The sequence below is a fragment of the Rhodococcus sp. NPDC058532 genome (assembly GCF_042719255.1).
Lineage (GTDB): Bacteria > Actinomycetota > Actinomycetes > Mycobacteriales > Mycobacteriaceae > Rhodococcus_G.
Genome location: NZ_JBHXNU010000008.1, coordinates 195,927 through 215,760 on the forward strand (window position 1 = coordinate 195,927; position 19,834 = coordinate 215,760).

A 19,834-nucleotide genomic window follows, 5' to 3' on the forward strand; every position below is an offset into this window, starting at 1 on the left:
GGGAGCTCAGCGCCCCGCCGGTGCCTTCACCTGTGACCGATAGGGTGGCGGTCATGAGCACCCCTCCCGACTCGACCACCTCACTCCCGGCGGCCGTCGAGTCGGTGCTGCGCACCTTCTTCGCCTCCCGGCGCACCGTCACCGACGGTGTCGGCGGCACCTACTCCGACGCCGCGGCCGCGCTCGAGGCGTTCGTGCTGCGCGGCGGCAAGCGGGTGCGCCCGGCGTTCGCGTGGACCGGCTGGCTCGGCGCGGGCGGCGACCCCGACGGACCGGAGGCGGACGCGGTGCTGCGGGTCTGCTCGGCCCTGGAACTGGTGCAGGCGTGCGCGCTGGTGCACGACGACATCATCGACTCGTCCGCGACCCGCCGCGGCTTCCCCACCCTGCACGTGGAGTTCGCGAACCGGCACCGGGCGGGCGGCTGGGCGGGCGACCCCGCGAAGTACGGGGAGTCCGTCGCGATCCTGCTCGGCGACCTGGCGCTGGCCTGGGCGGACGACCTGATCCGCGAGTCCGGCGTCGACGCCGCCGCGCAGGCCCGGATCGCGACGGTGTGGTCGGCGATGCGCACCGAGGTGCTCGGCGGCCAGTACCTCGACGTGACCACCGAGGTGACCGGCGACGAGTCGGTGGCGGCGGCCCTGCGCATCAACCGGTACAAGACCGCCGCCTACACCATCGAACGTCCCCTGCACCTCGGTGCCGCGCTCGCCGGGGCCGACGACGCGCTGGTCGCCGCGTACCGCGAGTTCGGCACCGACATCGGGATCGCGTTCCAGTTGCAAGACGACCTGCTCGGGGTATTCGGCGACCCCGAGGTCACCGGCAAGCCGTCCGGCGACGACCTGCGGGAGGGCAAGCGGACGGTGCTGTTCGCGGAGGCGCTGGTGCGGGCGGACGCATCCGACCCCGGCACCGCAGACTTTCTGCGGCGCGGCATCGGCGCCGACCTCAACGACGACCAGGTGCACCGGATGCGTCAGGTGATCACCGACCTCGGGGCCGTCGCGGCCGTGCAGGCCAGGATCGACGACCTGACCGCGACCGGGCTGCGTGCGCTGGACGCGTCGTCGGCGACGGCCGACGGCAAGACCCGCCTGCGGGAGATGGCGGTCGCGGTGGGCCGCCGCAGCGCCTGATGGTGCGCGCGGTGCCCGGGCCGACGGACCGGGTGGTGGTGATCGGCGCGGGGCTGTCCGGGTTGGCGGCCGCGCTGCACCTGCGCGGCGCCGGCCGCCAGGTGACCGTCCTGGAACGGGACACCACGGTCGGCGGCCGGGTCGGCGTCCATGCCGGACCGGGATACCAGATCGACAACGGCGCGACGGTGCTCACGATGCCGGAACTGGTGGACGACGCCCTCGCGGCGGTCGGCGCGCGGGCCGAGACGCTCACCCCGCCGCTGCGCCTGCGCCGACTGGACCCGTCGTATCACGCCCGGTTCGCGGACGGCACCGCGCTCCGCGTGTTCGCCGACCCGGACGCGATGGCCGCCGAGATCACCCGCGTCGCTGGCCCGGAGGAGGCCGTCCGGTACCGCAGGCTGCGGGAGTGGCTGGCGACGATCTTCACCGCCGACTTCGACAGCTTCATGGACGCCAACTTCGACTCCCCGCTCGACCTGGTCCGCACCGGCGCCGCGCGCCGCGACCTGTGGACGCTGCTGCGCAACGGCGGATTCGGCAGGCTCGGCCCCGCGGTCGCGCACCACGTCAACGACCCGCGGCTGCAGCGGATCTTCACGTTCCAGGCGCTGTACGCCGGGGTCGCGCCTGCGCGGGCGCTCGGGGTGTACGGCGCGATCGCGCACATGGACACCTCGATGGGGGTGTGGTTCCCGGACGGTGGGATGCACCGGGTCGCGGAGACGATGGCGGCGGCGCTCACCGCGGCGGGCGGGACGGTGCGCCTCGCCGTCGAGGTCACCGGCATCGACCACGACGGCGGCCGCGCCACGGCGGTGCGGACCGCGGACGGCGCCGTGATCGACGCCGACGTCGTCGTGGTCACCGCCGACCTCGGATCCGGTGAGGCGCTGCTGCCGCGGCGCCGCCTCCCCCGCCGCCCGGTGCGGCACTCGCCGTCGGCGGTCGTCGCGCACGGCACCATCCCGACGTCGGTGACGCGGACCTGGGCCGACAGCGGCCACCACACCATCGACTTCGGCGCCGCATGGGACCGCACCTTCACCGAGATCACCGCGCGCCGCGGGCGGGGCAGGCTGATGAGCGATCCGTCGCTGCTGCTGACCCGGCCCGCGTGCACCGACCCGGGGCTGCGGCTGGTCCGCGACGGTATCGACCACGAGCCGCTGTCGGTGCTGGCGCCGTGCCCGAACCTGCGCAGCGCGCCGCTGGACTGGCCCGCGCTCGGCGACCCGTACGTCCGGGAGCTGCTCACGGTGCTGGAGCGGCGCGGCTACCGCGGCATCGTCGACCACTTCCGGGTCGACGTCGTCGACACACCGCACACCTGGGCGGCCCGCGGAATGGCGGACGGGTCGCCGTTCGGTCCCGCGCACCTGTTCGTGCAGACCGGGCCGTTCCGGCGCGGCAACCTCGATACCGGCGCCGAGAACGTGGTCCTCGCCGGGTCCGGGACCACCCCGGGGGTGGGGGTGCCGACGGTGCTGCTGTCCGGCAGGCTCGCCGCCGAACGGGTCCTCGGCCGGGCGCCCGTCCGGGCGGCGAACGGCAGGTGAACAGCATCACCGCGGGCTCGTTGCCCGGGTCCGCGGCCGGAACCACTAAACTGGGTCGCCGACACCGGTCCACCGCGCCGCCGCGGTGACCCGACCGGGCCACCGCAGCGTCATCACACGATCAGGGGAGGACCCGCAACCGATGCCGTCCCCCACCCCCGTGCCCGGCGCGCGTCCGCGGTCGGTCGCCGCGTTCCTGCGCAGCGACGCCGGTCATGCCACCGTCCTCGGCGTCCTCGGCGCGATCATGATCCTGTTCGGCGGTTTCGGTTCCGGCGCCGTCCGCCGCAGCGACCCGTTGCTCGAGGCGATGTACCTGTCGTGGCTGCGGTTTGGGCACGGCTTCATCCTGTCCACGATCATCGTGTGGATCGGCGTGCTGCTGATGGTCGCGGCGTGGGTGCGGATCGGCAGGAACGTGCGCGCCGGGCTCGTCGAGGTCGGCGAGCTGCGCTGGGTGATCGCCGCGCAGACCGCGCCGCTGCTGCTGTCGGTGCCGCTGTTCAGTCGCGACGCCTACTCCTACCTCGCGCAGGGCGCGCTGCTGCGCGACGGGTTCGACCCGTACGCCGTCGGCCCGGTCGCCAACCCCGGCCTGCTGCTCGACAACGTCAGCAACGTGTGGACCACGACCACCGCGCCATACGGTCCGGTCTCGCTGCTGCTCGGGCAGGGCATCACCGCGATCAGCGGCGACAACGTGATCGCCGGGACGATGCTGCTGCGGCTGACGATGCTGCCCGGCCTCGCGCTGATGATGTGGGCGTTGCCGCGGCTGGCCCGCCAGCTCGGCGGCGACCCGGCGACCGCGCTGTGGCTGGCCGTCCTGAACCCGCTGGTGCTGATCCACCTGGTCGGCGGCGTCCACAACGAGCTGCTGATGGTCGGGTTGATGGTCGCGGGCATCACCCTCGCGCTGGACCGCAAGCATCTCGCGGGCATCGCGGTGATCGCGCTCGGCGTCGCGGTGAAGGCGATGGCCGGGATCGCGCTGCCGTTCGTGGTGTGGATCTGGATGATCCACGAACGCGAACGCGCCGAGGCCGAGGGCAGGCCCGCCCCGGCACCGCTCGCGTCGTTCGCCCGCACCGCCGGCGCCGGGTTCGGGGTCTTCGTCGCGGTGTTCGCGGTGTGCTCCGCGGTCGCCGGGGTGGGTCTGGGCTGGCTGACCGCGCTGCAGGGGTCGGCGAAGATCATCAACTGGCTGTCGGTGCCGACGATCGTCGCGCACGTCATCACGGTCACCACGTCCTGGTTCACCGGGCTGCGGCTCGGCCCGGTGCTCGAGGTCACCCGCGCGGTCTCCGCGCTGGTGATGGTCGTCGCGCTGGTCGCCGTGTGGTGGCGGTTCCGCAGAACGCCGCGACAGGCGGTGCTCGGCATCCTCGTCGCGCTGGTCGTGATCGTGCTGCTCTCCCCCGCCGCGCTGCCCTGGTACTACTCGTGGCCGCTGGCGATCGCCGCCGGTTTCGCGATGTCGACGACGACGCTGATGGTGCTCGTCGGCCTGTCCACCTGGCTGATGCTGATGTTCAATCCGGACGGGTCGATCGGCCTGTACTCGCTGCCGCACGTGCTGCTCGCGACGTTCGCCGCGGTCGTCGCGGCGCGGTCGCTGGTCACCGTGGACCCGCTGCGGCTGCGGTCCGGGCGTGCGCCCGCCGCGGCGCCGCTGGCCACCGCGGCCCACGACTGACCGTGACCACCGTGTCCGTCCCGCCGCGCGACGGCGACCTCGCCGCGGCCTACCGCCACTGCCGACGGCTCAGCGCGGAACACGGCAGGAGCTACCACCTCGCGACCCGCCTGCTGCCGCGCCGGGACCGGCCTGCGGTGCACGCGCTGTACGGCTTCGCGCGCACCGTCGACGACATCGTCGACGTCGACGCGCTGGCGGGACGTCCACCCGCCGACTGCCTGGCCGAGATCGACGCCGTCGAGGCGGAACTCACCCGTGCGCTGGCCGGATCGCCGGCGGGTGCGCGGCCGGTGGTGCTCGCCGTCGCCGACACCATCCGCCGGTACCGGATCGACCCGGCCAACTTCGCGGTGTTCCTCGCGTCGATGCGGATGGACGTGCCCGGCGCTCCGGGGTTCCGTGCCAGCTACCGGACGCTGACCGAGCTGCGCGGCTACATGCGCGGGTCCGCCGCCGCGATCGGTCTGCAGATGCTGCCGATCCTCGGCACCGTCACCGACCGCGCCGACGCCGAACCGGCCGCGGCTGCCCTCGGCGAGGCGTTCCAGTTGACGAACTTCCTCCGCGACGTCGGCGAGGACCTCGACCGGGGGCGGCTGTACCTGCCGACCGATGAGCTCGCCGCGTTCGGCGTTGACGCGCCGCTGCTGCAGACCTGCCGCGCGTCGGGGCGATCGGACCCGCGGATCGCGCGCGCCCTCGCGCATCTGGTGGCCGTCAACCGGCACTGGTACCGGCTCGCCGAGCCCGGGCTGGCGATGCTCGCCCCGCGGGTGCGGCCGGGGCTGGTCGCCGCGTTCGAGTTGTACGCGGCGATCCTCGACGAGATCGAACGCGGCGGCTACCGGGTGCTGGACCGGCGGGCGCTGGTGCCGCGGCGGCGTCGGGCCGCGATCGTGGCCCGCGCGCTGCTCTGACCGGCGGCGCGCCCGCGGCTACCCGGCGGTGTGCCCGTCGCCGAGCGCGCGGGTGCGGGCACTGACCGACCTGCCCAGCGCGGCGACCTCGGCGTCCATCTCCGGCAGCAGGGTCGGGGTGAGCCTGCGCAGGTCGCGTTCGGCGAGCCGGGTCCGCACCAGCGGGCGCAGCCAGCGCAGCACGCCGACCCAGCCGGGGACGTCGATGTGGGTGGCGCGGCGGTCGATGCCCCGCTCGAACCGTGCCCCGCAGGCCTGCACCGATGTGGTCGACCCGAGCGGGCCGGGGAGGGCGTCGAGCATCCGCCGGAACGCGCCGAGGTCCGCCTTCGCGTCCCGCACCAGCGGGGTGTCGATCCACGCCATGTGCGCGGACCCGACATCGACGCCGCGGTGCGCGACCTCAAGCCGCAGCGTGTTCGCGAAGTACTCCACGCCCGCCTTCGACGCGTGATACGCGGCCAGCCCCGGCGCCGAGGTGTAGGCGGCGAGCGACGACACCACCAGGACGTATCCCCGGCGCTCGATGATCGACGGCAGGGCGGCGCGGACGGTGTGAAACACGCCGACGACGTTGACGTCGATGACCCGCCGGAACGCCGCCGGGTCCACCGCAAGGACGGATCCGTAGCTGGCGATCCCCGCGTTGGCGACCACGATGTCGATGCCGCCGAACGCGTCGACGCCCACCGCGACCGCGGCCTCCATCGACGGCAGGTCGGTGACGTCGGCGACCACGGCAACGACCCGGTCCCCGAGCTCGGCGGCGAGGTCGTGCAGCGGCGCCTCGTCGAGGTCGGCGAGGATCAGGCGGGCGCCGCGGCGGTGCAGCCGCCGGGCCAGCTCCGCACCGACCCCGCGCGCGCCACCGGTGATCAACACGGCCTTGCCCGCCGGACCAGTCATGACCCCAGGCTACGTCGGCGGCGGCGCCGATCGGTCGTGAACGCGGGTCGGTGTCAGAACGCCATGGCCTGCGCCCGGCGCACCACCTCACGGGCCGCGTCGGTGTGCATGGCAGCGATCGGCGTCCCCGGCAGCGTCTCGTCCTCGGTGAACAGCCAGCGCAGGATCTCGGCGTCGGTGTAGCCGCCGTCGCGGAGCACCATCAGCAGCCCGGGCAGCAGCCGAACAACACCGCCGTCCGCGAAGAAGGCCTCGGGCACGGAGACGATGCCGTCGCGGCGCACCGCGATGAGGTCGCCGTCGCGCAGCATCTGGTGCACCTTGGTGACGACGATGCCGAGCCACTTCGCCACATCGGGCAACTGCAGCAGCGAGACGGTGGGATCGAGGACGTCGTCGGTGTACGGAATGGCACTCACACCGGTAACGGTATCGGGTGCGGCCACCGGCCGCCGCCGCTGGCTACCATCGATGCCGACGATGGCGATCCGCCCGCTCCGGTGGCGGTCAATCGTGACGACGAGGAAACGAGGTATCCGCGGGTGGGTCCGGGTGATCAGCGGCTGATCGGCGAGCTGCTCGACCGACGCTATCGGGTGGATGCCCCGATCGCGCGCGGCGGCATGTCGATGGTGTATCGCGGCATGGATCTGCGCCTGGATCGGCCCGTCGCGATCAAGGTGATGGACCCGAAGTTCGCGCAGGATCCGCAGTTCCTGTCCCGGTTCGAGTTCGAGGCGCGGGCGGTGGCCCGGCTGAGCCATCCCGGCCTGGTCGCGGTGCACGACCAGGGCATCGACGGCGAGCACGCCTTCCTGGTGATGGACCTGGTCGCGGGCGGCACGCTCCGCGAACTGCTGCGCGAACGCGGCCCGATGCCCCCACACGCCGCGACGGCCGTCGCCGGGCCGGTGCTCGACGCCCTCGCCGTGGCGCACCGTGCCGGGCTGGTGCATCGCGACGTCAAACCGGAGAACGTGCTGATCTCCGACGCCGGGGACGTGAAGATCGCCGACTTCGGTCTGGTCCGGGCGGTCGCGGGGTCGAACGCGACGTCCTCGAGCGTGATCCTCGGCACCGCGGCGTACCTGTCGCCGGAGCAGGTGACGTCCGGCAACGCCGACGCCCGCAGCGACGTGTACGCGACCGGGGTGCTGCTGTTCGAGATGCTCACCGGGCGCACCCCGTTCACCGGGGACACCTCCCTGTCGATCGCCTACCAGCGGATCAACTCCGACGTCCCTGCGCCGAGTTCGGCGATCCCGGGGGTGCCCGCGGAGTTCGACCGCCTGGTGCTGCAGGCCACCGCCCGCGACCCCGACGACCGCTACGCGCACGCAGGCGAGATGGCGGCCGCGCTGCGCGGCGCGGCCCGCGCCCTCGGCCTGCCCGAGTACCGGGTGCCCGCACCCCGCCGCTCCGCCCAGCACCTCAGCGCGGCCAGGCAGGTCGCGGGCGCCGCAGCATCCGCGGCGCCGACGGAGGTCGCTGCCGCCGCGCCGACCACCGCGCTCACCGCCGCCGCGCCCGCGCATCCCGCCGTCGAGCACGGCGCACCGCAGCCGACCCGGGTCGTCACCGTCGAAACCCGTCGGGAGGCGACCGAACCGGAGACGGGCGGGGACCATCGCGACCCGGCCCACTACCAGTTCCCGGACTTTCCCGCCGAACGCGCCCGATCCCGGCGCACGATGCTGATCTGGGTGGCGGTGATCGCGCTGCTCACCGTCGCGGTCGGCGTCGGCGGGTGGTGGCTCGGCTCGGGGCGCTACACGTCCGTCCCGACCGTCACCGGGATGACCCGGGAGGCGGCGACCGCGGCGATCGAATCGGCCGGGCTGTCCACCGAGATCCGCGGCGAGTACTCCGACACCGCCCCCGTCGACACCCTGCTCGGCACCGACCCGGACGGCGGGGCCCGGATCGCGCGGGACGGCTCGGTCGCGGTGCTGGTGTCGCTCGGCAGGCCCGCGGTCCCCGCGCTGGCCGTCGGCGCCGACGTCGCCGGTGTGGAGGACGAGTTGCGGGCGCGGACGTTCGACCCGGTCGACGGCGGCGAGGCGTTCAGCACGAAGGCACCGGTCGGTGCGGTCGCGGCGCTCGACCCCGGCCCGGGGACGGTGCTCCCCGTCGGATCGCAGGTGAAGGTGGTGCGCAGCAAGGGCTCGCCGCCGGTGGAGATCCCGGACCTTCGGGGCCGGACGGTCGATCAGGCCCGCGCCGACCTCGACGCCCTCGGCATCGTCGTCGCCGACACCCGGACGGTGTTCGACGAGCAGGTCGACGCCGGCGACGTGGTCGGCACCGACCCGGCGGCGGGCACCAGCGTCGGCGCCGGATCCAGCGTGACGCTGACCGTGTCCACCGGGGTGAAGGTGCCGTCGATGCTTGGCCGTTCGGTCGGCTCGGCCAGGGACGAACTGGTCCGGCTGGGCCTCGACGTGCAGGTGCGGCAGATGGCCGATTCGGACCGGTCCCTGGTGATCACCCAGTCCCCCGGATCCGGAACCCGCGTCGAGCCGGGCAGCACGGTGACCCTCACCGCGCTGCCCTGACCCCGCGCCGGTAACGCGCCGGCCAGCGGCCGCGACATCAAGGACACACCCAGCGGAGGAGTCCCGATGCCCGTGCGCCTGCGTTCGTTCACCGTCACCGCCGTCGTCGCCGCGGGTCTCGTCGCCGCCCCCGGAGTGGCGAACGCCGCCGATGCCTGGCCGCCGATCCCCGATTACCCGTCGCCGTCGGTGCCGTTCGATACGAAGGACTTCCTCACCCCGGACAACCCCGAGTACTGGAACCCGTTCGTTGCGAAGGACCGGCTCACCTCCCCGTACGGGACGAGCACCCGCATCGTGTGCACCGCGTTCCACGGCGTGCTGACGGGCTGCTGGCAGGCCGACCGGGACGGGAACCCGCACGAGCTGGTGCGGCTGCCGTTCAACGCACCGAACGTCTCGGGTTCGGCACTGCCGGGTGGCGGCCCCGGGCACTACGTGTACCCGCTGTGGGAGACCGGCAGCTGAGCCGTCGCCCCGCCCCCGGTCAGGTCGCCGGGGTGTAGATCGCGAACCCGCCGCCCTGCGGGTCGGTGAGGATCGCGAACCGGCCGGTGCCGGGGATGTCAGTGCCCGGCACGTGCACGGCGCCACCGAGTTCGGTGGCCCGTGCCGCGGAGGCGTCAACGTCGTCGACCCCGAAGTACAGCGCCCAATGCGGCGGGACTGCCTCCGGGAAGTCCGCACCCATCGCCATCATCCCGCCGAAGTCCGCGCCGTCCACCCCGAACTGGGTGTACCCGCCGCCTGCGTTCACGGTCCAGCCGAACACCTCGGTATAGAACTGCTGCGCGGCGGCGGTGTCGCGGGTGCGCAGTTCGATCCAGCACAGCGCGCCGGTCTCGTTCAACCGGGCCGCGCCGGCGAAGCGGCGCGGCTGCCACAGCGAGATCACCGCCCCGGTCGGGTCGGCGAGCACCGCGAACCGGCCGAGGTCGAACACGTCCATCGGGCCTGCCAGCACCGTGGCCCCGGCCGCGGTGGCCGCCGCGACGGTGGCGTCGGCGCCCTCGACCGCGATCGACACCGTCCAGCCGACGGGCTGGCCCTGCTGTTGGAGCGGGCTGGTCGCCGCGACCGGGTCGCCGCCAAGCAACTGCATCGTGTAGCCGCCGGCCTCCGGATTCGGGTTCTGCTCCGCGGTCCAGCCGAACAGTGCGCCGTAGAAGGCGCCCGCCGCCGCCACGTCCGTGGTGCCCAGTTCGGCCCAGCAGGGCGCCCCGAGCTGCGGTTCGGTGATCTTCATGATGCGTGCCTCACTCTCGGTGTGGATTCATCGATCACCGCGACCCTAGCCGCGGGGTGCGACACCTTCGACCGGGGAACGCACCGCGGCCCGCCCCGGACCAGGCCGGGGCGGGCCGCGCACGCGGGCGGAGGCGGGATCAGCCGCGCAGCATCTCGGCGACCAGGAAGGCCAGCTCCAGGGACTGCTGGGTGTTCAGCCGCGGGTCGCAGGCGGTCTCGTAGCGGCCGGACAGGTCCACGTCGGAGATGTCCTGCGCGCCGCCGAGGCACTCGGTGACGTTCTCGCCGGTCAGCTCGACGTGGATGCCGCCCGGGTGGGTGCCGAGCGCGTTGTGCACCTCGAAGAAGCCCTGCACCTCGTCGACGACCCGGTCGAAGTGCCGGGTCTTGTAGCCGGTCGACGACTCGTGGGTGTTGCCGTGCATCGGGTCGCACTGCCAGATCACCTGATGGCCGGTGGCCTGGACCTTCTCGATGATCGCGGGCAGCAGCTCGCGGACCTTGCCGTTGCCCATCCGGGAGATCAGCGTCAACCGGCCGGGCTTGTTTGTCGGGTCGAGGCGCTCGACGTACTCGACGGCCATGTCCGGCGTCGTGGACGGGCCGATCTTCAGGCCGATCGGGTTCGCGAGCAGCTCCGCGAACGCGATGTGCGCGCCGTCGAGTTGGCGGGTGCGGTCGCCGATCCACAGGAAGTGCGCCGACAGGTCGTACAGCTTCGGGTGATCCCCGGTCTCGTCGAGACGCAGCATCGCCCGCTCGTAGTCGAGGACGAGGGCCTCGTGACTGGCGAAGATCTTCGCGGACTGCAGGTTCGGGTCGACGACCCCGCAGGCGTCCATGAACCGCAGGCCCCGATCGATCTCGGCGGCGAGCGCCTCGTACCGGGCACCGGCCGGGGACGAGGCGACGAACGCGCGGTTCCAGTCGTGCACCCGGTGCAGGTCCGCCTCGCCCGCGGCGGTGATCGCGCGAACCAGGTTCATCGCGGCGCTGGCGTTGGCGTACGCGCGGACCAGCCGGGACGGATCATGCACGCGGACGGCCTCGTCTGCGACCAGCGAGTTGACCATGTCGCCGCGGTAGGACAGCAGGCCGAGGGAGTCGGTGTCCGAGGACCGCGGCTTGGCGTACTGGCCCGCGATCCGGCCGACCTTCACCACCGGCAGCGACGCACCGTAGGTGAGCACCACGGCCATCTGCAGCAGGGTGCGGATGTTGCCCTTGATGTGCGGTTCGGTGTTGTCGGCGAAGGTTTCCGCGCAGTCGCCGCCCTGCAGCAGGAACGCCTCGCCGCGGGCGACGGACGCCAGCTGCGCCTGCAGGTCCTCGACCTCGCTGGCCACCGTGATCGGCGGGACGCTCTCGAGGACGGTGCGCATCGCGGCCGCCTGGTCGGCGGGCCACGACGGCTGCTGCGCGGCGGGCTTGCTCAGCGCCTCGTCCAGCCTCTGTCGGAGCGCCACCGGCAGCGGCGGGAGTTCGGGCAAGCGGTCGATCGGCACGTCGACGGTCCAGTTCACCGATCCAGGATATTCGGTCCGCGGGTGGGCGGTCACGGCCGGGTGTGATCGACGCCCTACCGTGACCGCTGCCCGGCCCGGTCAGCGCCGGGTCGCGAGACGGATCGCCTCGAACTTCGCCAGGTTGTGCCGGGCATCGGCAAGGGCATCGTGGGCGTCGGTCGGTGCGGCCGGGATCGCGGGCCGCCCGGCGTCCTCCCAGTACTGCTTGAGTTCCCTGGTGAACCGCGGCAGCGACGGCGGCAGCGCGGTCATGTCGCCCCAGAGCTGGCAGAACGCGACGTGATCGTAGGCGGCGACCCATGCCCACAGCTCGGGAACCACGCCGGGTCGCGGGATCAGGAACTTGAGCAGGTCCTCACGCAGCCGATCGCGGCTCTTCCACACCGGCGACGTCTGCGGCGGCAGCTTGGGAAGGACGTTGCTGCGCACCCATTTCCCCGCCCGGGACGAATCGAACTCGGTCGACACGGCATAGAACTCCCGGCCGTCCTCGGCCGCCACACCGATCGAGACCAGGTCGATTGTGCGACCATCCTCGATGAACTCGCAGTCGTAGAAGTAGCGCACGACGGGCAACCCTATGCGCCCGGCACACTGGTGACACGACCGCCCCCGACCCGAAGGACTGACGTGCTGCCGACCCCCGAGCGACCGCCGACCCGGACCTGGTTTCCCGACGCGGGCACCCCGGCGGGACTGACGCTGCGGATCGGCATCCTCCTCGCTGCGGCCGCGGGCATCGCGTACAACCTGGTCGGGCTGCCGGGCCTGCGTGATCTTGGCGCCTACTACCGGATCGACCTGGACGTGTACCGGCTCGGCGGCACCGCGTTCGCGAACGGCGCCGCCCTGTACGGCGCGATGCCCCCGACCGCACTCGGATCGACGCTGCCGTTCACCTATCCCCCGCTCGCGGCCATCGTGTTCGGACCGCTGTCGACGATCAGCCTCGAGGCGGCGAGCGCCGTGCTCACCGCGCTGTCCTTGGCCGCGCTCGCGGGGACCGTCGCGCTCACCCTGCACACGCTCGGGGTGATCGATCGCCGGGTCGCGGTGTGGACGGTCCCGGCGATCTTCGCCGGTGCCCTGCTGCTGGAACCGGTGTACTCCACCCTCGACTACGGGCAGGTCAACCTCCTGCTGATGGCGGCCGTGGCGGCGGACTGCCTGCTGCCGCGCACGCCGTGGCCCCGCGGCCTGCTGGTCGGCCTCGTCGCGGCGGTCAAGCTGACTCCCGCGGTCTTCGTGCTGTACTTCCTGCTGCGCAAGGACATTCGGGCCACCGTGATGACCGGTGTCGGGTTCCTCGCCGGGACCGCGCTCGGCTTCGTGCTGTGCTTCTCCGACGCCAGGCAGTACTGGACCGAGACGCTGCTCGATTCGAACCGCATCGGCAGGCCCGCGTACCCGGCCAACCAGTCCCTGACCGGCATGCTGGCCCGCCTCGGGCTGGAGGGGTCCGCGCGGTCCGTGGTGTGGCTGGTGTGCTGCGCGGTGCTGTTTGTGGTCGCGGTGGTCGCGATCCGTCGGGCGCTGTCGGCGGGGCATCCGGTGCTCGCGCTGTCGGCGACCGCGCTACTCGGCCTGCTCGCGTCACCGGTGTCGTGGTCGCATCACTGGGTGTGGGTGGTGCCGCTGCTGATGGCGTGCGGTCACCTGGCGCTCGGCCGCGGCCCGCTGACGCCGGGGCAGCGGGCGATGTGGACCGGGTGGACACTCGGCGGGGTCGCGCTGATGGTCATCGCGCCGCACTGGCGGCTCACGCCGGGCCGCACCAGTGGGCTCGGGTGGTCGCTGGTGGACCAGCTGCTCGCGTCGTCGTACGTGTGGTGGGCGGTGGCGACCCTGGTGCTGCTCGCGCTCGTCCGGCTTCCGCGGGTCGCGGCCGCCGCGGTGGTCGATCGGCCCGCCGCCGCGCCGGTCCCGGTCGCCTGACGGTGCCGTCGGGCGTCACCCGGTCCGGTCGCCGCCGGGCCGGGCCTGCGCCGACCGCAGGCCCGCGGCATAGACGTCGACGTACTCCTGCCCGGAGAGCTTCATCAGCTTGTACATCACCTCGTCGGTGACGGCGCGCTCGACGAACCGGTTGCCCGCCATCCCGTGGAATCGGGTGAAGTCGATCGGCTCGCCGATCCGGATCACGATCTTCGTCGGCCGCGGCCACCGCGATCCGATCGGGTTGAGGGTGTCGGTCCCGATCATCGCGACCGGGATCACCGGCACCCCCGCGGCGAGGGCAAGGCGGGCCATCCCGGTCTTGCCCTTGTACAGCCGCCCGTCCGGGGACCGGGTGCCCTCCGGGTAGATGCCGAGCAGTCGGCCGTCACCGAGCACCCGCAGGCCCGCCGCGAGAGCATCGGCCGCCGCGTCGGCGCCGGTGCGGTCGATCGGCACCTGGCCGGCGGCGGTGAAGAACCACCTCTGGAATCGACCCTTGAGCCCGGTCCCGGTGAAGTATTCGCTCTTGGCGAGAAAGGTGATCCGCCGCGGCGCCCGCAACGGCAGATAGAACGAATCCATCACCGCCTGGTGGTTGCTCGCCAGGATCGCCGGACCCGTCTGCGGAAGATGCTCCGCCCCTTCAATTCTGGGGCGGCCGAGCGCGATGAGGATCGGCCCGAGAAGGACGTATTTGAACAGCCAGTACCACACGACGCCTCCCGAGCCTGTTGTCCCGCGAACTGTACCGACGAGCCGTGCGACCGGCCACACCGGACGCCCGCGGGTGCCGCCGCGGCCCGCTGGCCGCTACCGGCGGGCCGAGCGCGCCAGGTCGGCCGCACCGATCATCGCGGCCGCCTCACCGAGCTGGGTGGTGCGGATCCGCGCCAGCGGCCGGTGCCCGGCACCGGTCAGCGTCCGCGCATAGTGCTCGCGGGCGTCGTCGAGGAACAGTCCGGCCGAGCTCGCGACGCCGCCGGCGATCACGATCAGCTCGGGGTCGAAGACGTCGGCGACGGTGGCCAGGCCGACGCCGAGCCACCGCGCGAACTCGGCGATCGCCAGCATCGCCACCCGGTCGCCGTCCCGCGCGGCGCCCGCGATGCGCCGCCCGGTCAGCGACCCCGGGTCGCGGGCCACCTCCGCGGCGAGCACCGTCGACCCCGACGGATCCGCGGCGAGTAGTTCGATCGCGGTGTCCACCAGGGCCGTTCCGCTGCAGTACCGCTCCAGGCAGCCGCGTTTGCCGCACGAGCACGGTCTGCCGTCCGGCACCACCTGCAGGTGCCCCAGCTCCGGCGCCACCCCGTAGCTGCCGCGGTAGAGGCGGCCATCGATCAGCAGCGCGGCACCGATGCCGGTGCCGATCGCCACCGTGACCACGGTGCCAGCGCCGGTCGCCGCGCCGAACCGGCGTTCGGCCCACGCCGCCGCGTTGGCGTCGTGTTCGAGCACGACGGGCAGGCCGACGCGCTCGCTCAGCTCGCGAGCGACCGGCGTGTCCAGCCACGGCAGGTGCGGCGCGAACCGCAGATTCGTCCGGTCCTCCGACACGAACCCGGCAACGGCGAGACCGATCGCGTCGACGTCGTTGCGGGACATCAGCTCTCGCACGGTCCGGTCGAGGGCGTCCTGCAGCGCAGACACCGATCGGGAGGTCGGGGCCTGCGCGGTGTCGAGGACCTGCCCCGCCGCGTCGACCACCGCGGCGCGAATGCTGGTGCCGCCCACGTCGATCCCGATGGTCGGGCCGGTTCCCGGCCGCGGTGTGTGCTCGCTCATGCCTCGGGATTGTCCCGGGTCTGCACCCGAATCGGCACGAATGCGCGCCGATTCGGTGTCGGGTCGGCGGCCGGTCCCTCCTCGGACGGCTCCGGACGGTGCTCGTCGAGGAGCGTCCGCACCAGCGTGAGCAGCGCGGCGACCTGCGCGGCAACCAGTGTCAGCAGCTCGTGCGATTCGCCGCGGAGCAGCGCGACGAGCGCGCACACCGGGCACCAGCCGCACCCGGCGCCCGGGTCCGCCGGTGCGTCGGGGTCCGGCTCCGCGACGGCGGCCGCGACCTCAAGCGCGCGTTCGAGTAGCGGTTCGATGCGGTCCATGGCCGCGGTCGCCAACGCCCGCAACTCGGCCATCACGGCCGCGTGATCGTCGGTCACTGCGGCCACACCTCGGGGTCGGGGCGGAATCGCACCACGAGCCGGTCGTCCTCGACGTCGGCGCCGACCGCCTCGCAGCGGCGCAGCACCGACGCGAGCGGCATCCGTCGACGCACCCCGGCCGCGCCGATCAGCAGGTCGTCGCCCATCCGGCCGAGGGTGATTGACGCCGGGTCGACGAGCGGAAGCGGCACTCGCAACGCGTACACCGAGTCCACCCCCACCCCCGATTCGTGTTCGACACTCGATCCGTGTTCGGCCCGGGACCCGCCCCGCGACGTCGCGGCACCGACAGCGGCCTTGGCGAGGTCGTCGGCGAGGGCGCCGAGAGCGTCCCACCCTACCGGGTCGTCACCGCGGTCGGACACGACGTGGACCGGTAAGTCCGCGAGCGCGGCCCGCAGACCCGTGAGGGCGGCGGCCTGGGCCGCCCCCCTGCGCGCCAACCACTCGGCGGCCACCGAGTCCGGGATCCGACTCCCTGCGGAGTCATCCTGCGGGACAACACCGTTCACCACGACGTCGTCAAGTTCGAGGCCGAGCAGTGCCAGCGCCGTCACGGTTCGCCGCGCCTCCGCCACCGCCACCGCCCGCGGTTCGACCACCAACCGCACCCCGGCCCGGTCCGGGTCGCCGAGCAGCGCCCGGATCGGTGCCGTCGCGTCGACGAGCCAGTCCGCAAGCAACGCCGCCAGCAGCTGCCACTGTTGGGCCCCCGCCCCGATCGTGGCGCGCGCGTGCCGTGGCCAGATCCGCTCGACGCCGTCCGCGACGAGATCGGCGGCGGTCAACAGCCGCACGGTGTCCGCGGTGGCCGGGCAGTCGACCACCACCTCGTCCCAGTCGCCGCTCCCCGCCAGCGTCGTGACCTCGGCGAGCCCAACGAATTCCTGCGCGCCGGGCAACGCGGTCAACTCCTCCGGCTCGGGCAGCGTCAAGCCATGGTCGTGGTCGGGCCCGGACGGCACCAGCGCCGCCGCGACCGCGAGCCGCTGCTCCAGCACGGCGAGGGTGTCCAGTTCGAGGATCTCGACGGCGCCGACCGCCCCGACACCGGGAACGTCGCGGATCGCGTCCTGCGCGGTTCCCGGACTGCGCGGGACACCCAGCACCTCGGACAGCGAATGAGCCTGGTCGAGCGACACGACGAGCACCCGAGAACCCGTGCGCGCCAAGGCGAGCGCAGTTGCCGCCGCCACCGTGGACTTGCCGACCCCACCCTTCCCGACGACGAACCGCACCCGCGGGTGCGCGTCGTCCTCCCGCGGCGTCAGCCCTCCACTCTCTTCTTCAGTTCGGTGAGCGCGGTGTCCGTGATCGCCCGCTCCGCCTTGCGTTTGAACAGTCCGATCATCGGAATCGTCAGGTCCACCGTCAGCCGATACGTCACCAGGGTGGAACCGTCGGCCTGCGGTTCGAGCGTGTACGACCCGGACTGCGCCCGCTGGATCTCGCCCTCGACGAGTTCCCACGACACCGATCGACCGTCCGCGGCCCACGCGAACTCGAGCACGTAGGTGTCCTTGACCATGCCCGCATCCAGCTCGAAGCGAACCCGGCGGGCCCGCCCTGCCGGACCGGCCTCGACGACCTCGACGGACTTCGCGGCCGCCACCCACTCCGGGTAGGCGCGGTGGTCCGCGATCACGTCCATCACCTGCTCCGCTGTCGCGGCGATCGTGATCGACCTCTCGGTCTTCTCGGCCATGGCGGAACGTTCCTTTCCTATGGCTGTTCCGGGGTCACCGGGCCAGCGGGGACTCTCCCGCGGCGCGTCCCGCCTCGAGCTCCCGCTTCGCCTCGAAGGTGACCACCTTGCCCGCGAGCCTGCGCGCGTGGTTCATGCCGGCAAGGTCCAGTGCCGCAACGTTCTCGGGCGGCACCCCGGCCGGCTCGGCGTGCAGGAAGTAGTGCACGATCGTGCCGTCCAGTTCGGCCTCGAGCCAGAGCTCCATGGTGCCGGTCAGCGCGCCGGCAACGGTCCACCGGATCCCCTTCTCCGCGCGGTCCTCCTGCACCTGCAGGCGCAGATCCGGCCACCAGCGACCCCATTTCGCCTGCGCCGACAGGCAGGCCGCGACCCGTTCGGGTGCCGCCGCGATGAAGGTCTGGTCCGCGACCTGAATGCTGCTCACCCGGACAGCTTCACATATCGGCCGCCACGGACGTGGCGCAGGTCGCATCCCGCAAGGTTTAGAGTGGACCCCGAGTAATACCTACTCGTCAGTATTCGCAGGTTCGGAGGCCTCACGTGCGTGAATTCAGTGTCCCGCTCAACTTCGCCGTTCCGGCGGACGGATCCGCGGTCGACGCGGTGTTCGCCCACGCCGCCGCGACACCGAACCTGGTGGTGTTCAAGAAGCTGACGGGCGGCACCTGGACCGACGTGACCGCGAGCGAGGTCGCGGAGCAGGTCACCGCGGTCGCGAAGGGCCTTGTCGCGTCCGGTGTTCGGGCGGGCGACCGGGTCGCGATGATGTCCTCGACCCGCTACGAGTGGCCGATCCTGGACTTCGCGATCTGGGCGGCGGGCGCGGTGACCGTACCGATCTACGAGACCTCGTCCGCGGACCAGGTTCGGTGGATCCTCGAGGATTCCGCCGCGGTCGGGCTGATCGTCGAGACCGCCGAGCACGCCGAGACCGTCGCCGGGGTCACCGACGAATTCCCGACGCTGCGCGCGGTCCTGCGCATCGAGCCGGCCGACGGCGACGCTGGCGCCGTCGCCGCCCTCGTCGAACGCGGCGCCGAGATCGCCGACGACGAGGTTCGAGCGCGGACCGCCGCGTTGCAGGCAGCCGACCCGGCGACGCTGATCTACACCTCCGGCACCACCGGCCGCCCGAAGGGCTGCATGCTCACCCACTCGAACCTGATCGCCGAGTCGCAGGCGATCGCGACGTCCGGGTTCGGCGAGCTGCTGCAGCCGGGCAGGCGGAACCTGATGTTCCTGCCGCTGGCCCACGTCCTTGCGCGGGCGGTCAGCCTTGCCGCGTTCAACGCGGGCGCGACCGTCGGCCACACCTCGGACACCAAGAACATCGTCGCCACCTTCGGCGAGTTCAAGCCGGACTTCATCCTGTCGGTGCCGCGGGTGTTCGAGAAGGTCTTCAACACCGCTCAGCAGAAGGCGCACAACGAGGGCAAGGGCAAGATCTTCGACCTGGCCGCCGAGGTGGCCGTGCGGTGGAGCCAGGCGCAGGACACCGGCGGCGCCGGGTTCGTGCTGAATCTCAAGCACACCGTCTTCGACAAGCTGGTGTACAGCAAGCTCAAGGCGGCCCTCGGCGGCCAGTGCCAGCTCGCCATCTCCGGTGGGGCACCGCTCGGCGCCCGCCTCGGCCACTTCTTCCGCGGCCTCGGCGTCACGATCTACGAGGGCTACGGGCTGACCGAGAGCACCGCCGCGATCACCGTCAACACCCCCGGCCACCAGAAGATCGGCACCGTCGGCAAGCCGCTCGCGGGCAACGCCGTCCGGATCGCCGAGGACGGCGAGATCCTGCTGCAGGGCCCGGTGGTGTTCACCGAGTACTGGAAGAACGAGGCCGCGACGAGGGAGGCCATCGTCGACGGCTGGTTCCACACCGGCGATCTCGGCTCCCTCGACACCGAGGGCTACCTGTCCATCACGGGCCGGAAGAAGGAGATCATCGTCACCGCGGGCGGCAAGAACGTCGCCCCCGCCGGTCTCGAGGACCACCTGCGGGCGCACCCCCTGATCAGCCAGGCGCTGGTGGTCGGCGACCAGAAGCCGTTCATCGGCGCGCTGATCACGATCGACCCGGAGGCGTGGCCGGGCTGGGTCGAACGCAACGGCAAGCCCGCCGGATCCAGCATCGAGGACCTGCTCGCCGACCCCGACCTGGTCGCCGAGGTGGACGCCGCGATCGCCGAGGCCAACACGCTCGTCTCGCATGCCGAGGCGATCAAGAAGTACCGGATCCTGCCGCTCGACTTCACCGAGGAGACCGGCGAGCTCACCCCGACGCTCAAGCTCAAGCGCAACATCATCCACCAGAACCGCGGCACCGAGATCGAGGCCATCTACGGCTAATCGGCTCCGCCGCCGTGCGTGATTTTTGGCTCTACTGACGCATCCGTGGGTCCACCAGAGTCGGCAACCGAGGCGGGTCACCCCCGAGACTGAGCATCGCCAACGCGATCAACGACTCGGGG

Annotated in this window: 19 protein-coding genes; 8 read left to right on the forward strand and 11 right to left on the reverse strand. The window is 72.5% G+C overall.

The features are described 5' to 3' along the window. Positions 1 to 53 precede the first annotated feature (53 nt). The 4 genes from ACFWQG_RS12490 to ACFWQG_RS12505 all read left to right on the forward strand — a co-directional run bounded on the left by ACFWQG_RS12490 (position 54) and on the right by ACFWQG_RS12505 (position 5,320). Positions 54 to 1,142, forward strand: coding sequence for a polyprenyl synthetase family protein (locus ACFWQG_RS12490; RefSeq protein WP_378507926.1), 1,089 nt, complete (start codon positions 54 to 56; stop codon positions 1,140 to 1,142). Then, a complete protein-coding gene (gene crtI, locus ACFWQG_RS12495) occupies positions 1,142 to 2,704 on the forward strand; it encodes a phytoene desaturase family protein (protein WP_378507927.1) in 1,563 nt (520 codons plus the stop codon). Before ACFWQG_RS12490 ends, crtI begins: the two co-directional genes overlap by 1 nt. Positions 2,705 to 2,846: 142 nt before the next feature. Continuing rightward, the gene (locus ACFWQG_RS12500; RefSeq protein WP_378507928.1) at positions 2,847 to 4,400 is read left to right on the forward strand and encodes an alpha-(1->6)-mannopyranosyltransferase A; all 1,554 of its coding nucleotides are present in this window, start codon (positions 2,847 to 2,849) and stop codon (positions 4,398 to 4,400) included. Positions 4,401 to 4,411: 11 nt separating this feature from the next. After that, on the forward strand, positions 4,412 to 5,320 hold the full coding sequence (locus ACFWQG_RS12505; protein WP_378507964.1) for a phytoene/squalene synthase family protein: 909 nt from the start codon (positions 4,412 to 4,414) through the stop codon (positions 5,318 to 5,320). A gap of 18 nt (positions 5,321 to 5,338) precedes the next feature. On the opposite strand, the gene ACFWQG_RS12510 is transcribed toward ACFWQG_RS12505, so the two are convergent. Both ACFWQG_RS12510 and ACFWQG_RS12515 read right to left on the reverse strand, forming a co-directional pair. Then, positions 5,339 to 6,226 (reverse strand): SDR family oxidoreductase, encoded by an 888-nt coding sequence (locus tag ACFWQG_RS12510; RefSeq protein ID WP_378507929.1) that lies wholly within the window; start codon positions 6,224 to 6,226, stop codon positions 5,339 to 5,341. Positions 6,227 to 6,279: 53 nt separating this feature from the next. Further along, on the reverse strand, positions 6,280 to 6,645 hold the full coding sequence (locus ACFWQG_RS12515) for an Rv2175c family DNA-binding protein (RefSeq protein WP_378507930.1): 366 nt from the start codon (positions 6,643 to 6,645) through the stop codon (positions 6,280 to 6,282). A 123-nt stretch (positions 6,646 to 6,768) separates the two neighbouring features. On the opposite strand from ACFWQG_RS12515, the gene pknB reads away from it, so the two are divergent. Further along, the gene (pknB, locus tag ACFWQG_RS12520) at positions 6,769 to 8,781 is read left to right on the forward strand and encodes a Stk1 family PASTA domain-containing Ser/Thr kinase (protein WP_378507931.1); all 2,013 of its coding nucleotides are present in this window, start codon (positions 6,769 to 6,771) and stop codon (positions 8,779 to 8,781) included. Positions 8,782 to 8,847: 66 nt separating this feature from the next. Continuing rightward, positions 8,848 to 9,249, forward strand: a complete 402-nt coding sequence (locus ACFWQG_RS12525) for a hypothetical protein (RefSeq protein WP_378507932.1) — start codon at positions 8,848 to 8,850, stop codon at positions 9,247 to 9,249. A gap of 19 nt (positions 9,250 to 9,268) precedes the next feature. On the opposite strand, the gene ACFWQG_RS12530 is transcribed toward ACFWQG_RS12525, so the two are convergent. The 3 genes from ACFWQG_RS12530 to ACFWQG_RS12540 all read right to left on the reverse strand — a co-directional run bounded on the left by ACFWQG_RS12530 (position 9,269) and on the right by ACFWQG_RS12540 (position 12,122). Continuing rightward, positions 9,269 to 10,027, reverse strand: a complete 759-nt coding sequence (locus ACFWQG_RS12530; protein ID WP_378507933.1) for a VOC family protein — start codon at positions 10,025 to 10,027, stop codon at positions 9,269 to 9,271. A 139-nt stretch (positions 10,028 to 10,166) separates the two neighbouring features. Further along, entirely contained in the window at positions 10,167 to 11,552 is a 1,386-nt protein-coding gene (locus ACFWQG_RS12535; RefSeq protein ID WP_378507934.1) for a class II 3-deoxy-7-phosphoheptulonate synthase, read from the reverse strand. An 81-nt stretch (positions 11,553 to 11,633) separates the two neighbouring features. Then, positions 11,634 to 12,122: a polyadenylate-specific 3'-exoribonuclease AS gene (locus ACFWQG_RS12540; protein WP_378507935.1), complete on the reverse strand. Its 489-nt coding sequence runs from the start codon at positions 12,120 to 12,122 to the stop codon at positions 11,634 to 11,636. Between the two features lie 63 nt (positions 12,123 to 12,185). Between ACFWQG_RS12540 and ACFWQG_RS12545 the strand changes: the two genes are divergently transcribed. Further along, entirely contained in the window at positions 12,186 to 13,490 is a 1,305-nt protein-coding gene (locus ACFWQG_RS12545; RefSeq protein WP_378507936.1) for a glycosyltransferase 87 family protein, read from the forward strand. A 15-nt stretch (positions 13,491 to 13,505) separates the two neighbouring features. On the opposite strand, the gene ACFWQG_RS12550 is transcribed toward ACFWQG_RS12545, so the two are convergent. The 6 genes from ACFWQG_RS12550 to ACFWQG_RS12575 form a co-directional block, all read right to left on the reverse strand. Beyond that, on the reverse strand, positions 13,506 to 14,207 hold the full coding sequence (locus ACFWQG_RS12550; RefSeq protein WP_378507937.1) for a lysophospholipid acyltransferase family protein: 702 nt from the start codon (positions 14,205 to 14,207) through the stop codon (positions 13,506 to 13,508). Positions 14,208 to 14,303: 96 nt separating this feature from the next. Then, the gene (locus tag ACFWQG_RS12555; RefSeq protein ID WP_378507938.1) at positions 14,304 to 15,278 is read right to left on the reverse strand and encodes an ROK family protein; all 975 of its coding nucleotides are present in this window, start codon (positions 15,276 to 15,278) and stop codon (positions 14,304 to 14,306) included. Then, positions 15,275 to 15,655 carry a hypothetical protein gene (locus tag ACFWQG_RS12560; RefSeq protein ID WP_378507939.1) on the reverse strand — a complete coding sequence of 127 codons (381 nt, stop codon included), beginning with the start codon at positions 15,653 to 15,655 and terminating at the stop codon, positions 15,275 to 15,277. Before ACFWQG_RS12560 ends, ACFWQG_RS12555 begins: the two co-directional genes overlap by 4 nt. After that, positions 15,652 to 16,896 (reverse strand): ArsA family ATPase, encoded by a 1,245-nt coding sequence (locus ACFWQG_RS12565; protein WP_378507940.1) that lies wholly within the window; start codon positions 16,894 to 16,896, stop codon positions 15,652 to 15,654. Before ACFWQG_RS12565 ends, ACFWQG_RS12560 begins: the two co-directional genes overlap by 4 nt. 29 nt (positions 16,897 to 16,925) lie before the next feature. Further along, positions 16,926 to 17,363, reverse strand: coding sequence for an SRPBCC family protein (locus ACFWQG_RS12570; protein ID WP_378507941.1), 438 nt, complete (start codon positions 17,361 to 17,363; stop codon positions 16,926 to 16,928). A gap of 34 nt (positions 17,364 to 17,397) precedes the next feature. After that, a complete protein-coding gene (locus ACFWQG_RS12575; protein ID WP_378507942.1) occupies positions 17,398 to 17,790 on the reverse strand; it encodes a polyketide cyclase / dehydrase and lipid transport in 393 nt (130 codons plus the stop codon). A gap of 116 nt (positions 17,791 to 17,906) precedes the next feature. Here ACFWQG_RS12575 and ACFWQG_RS12580 point away from each other — a divergent pair, with 116 nt between their 5' ends. Next, entirely contained in the window at positions 17,907 to 19,712 is a 1,806-nt protein-coding gene (locus ACFWQG_RS12580) for an AMP-dependent synthetase/ligase (protein WP_378507943.1), read from the forward strand. Positions 19,713 to 19,834 lie beyond the last annotated feature (122 nt).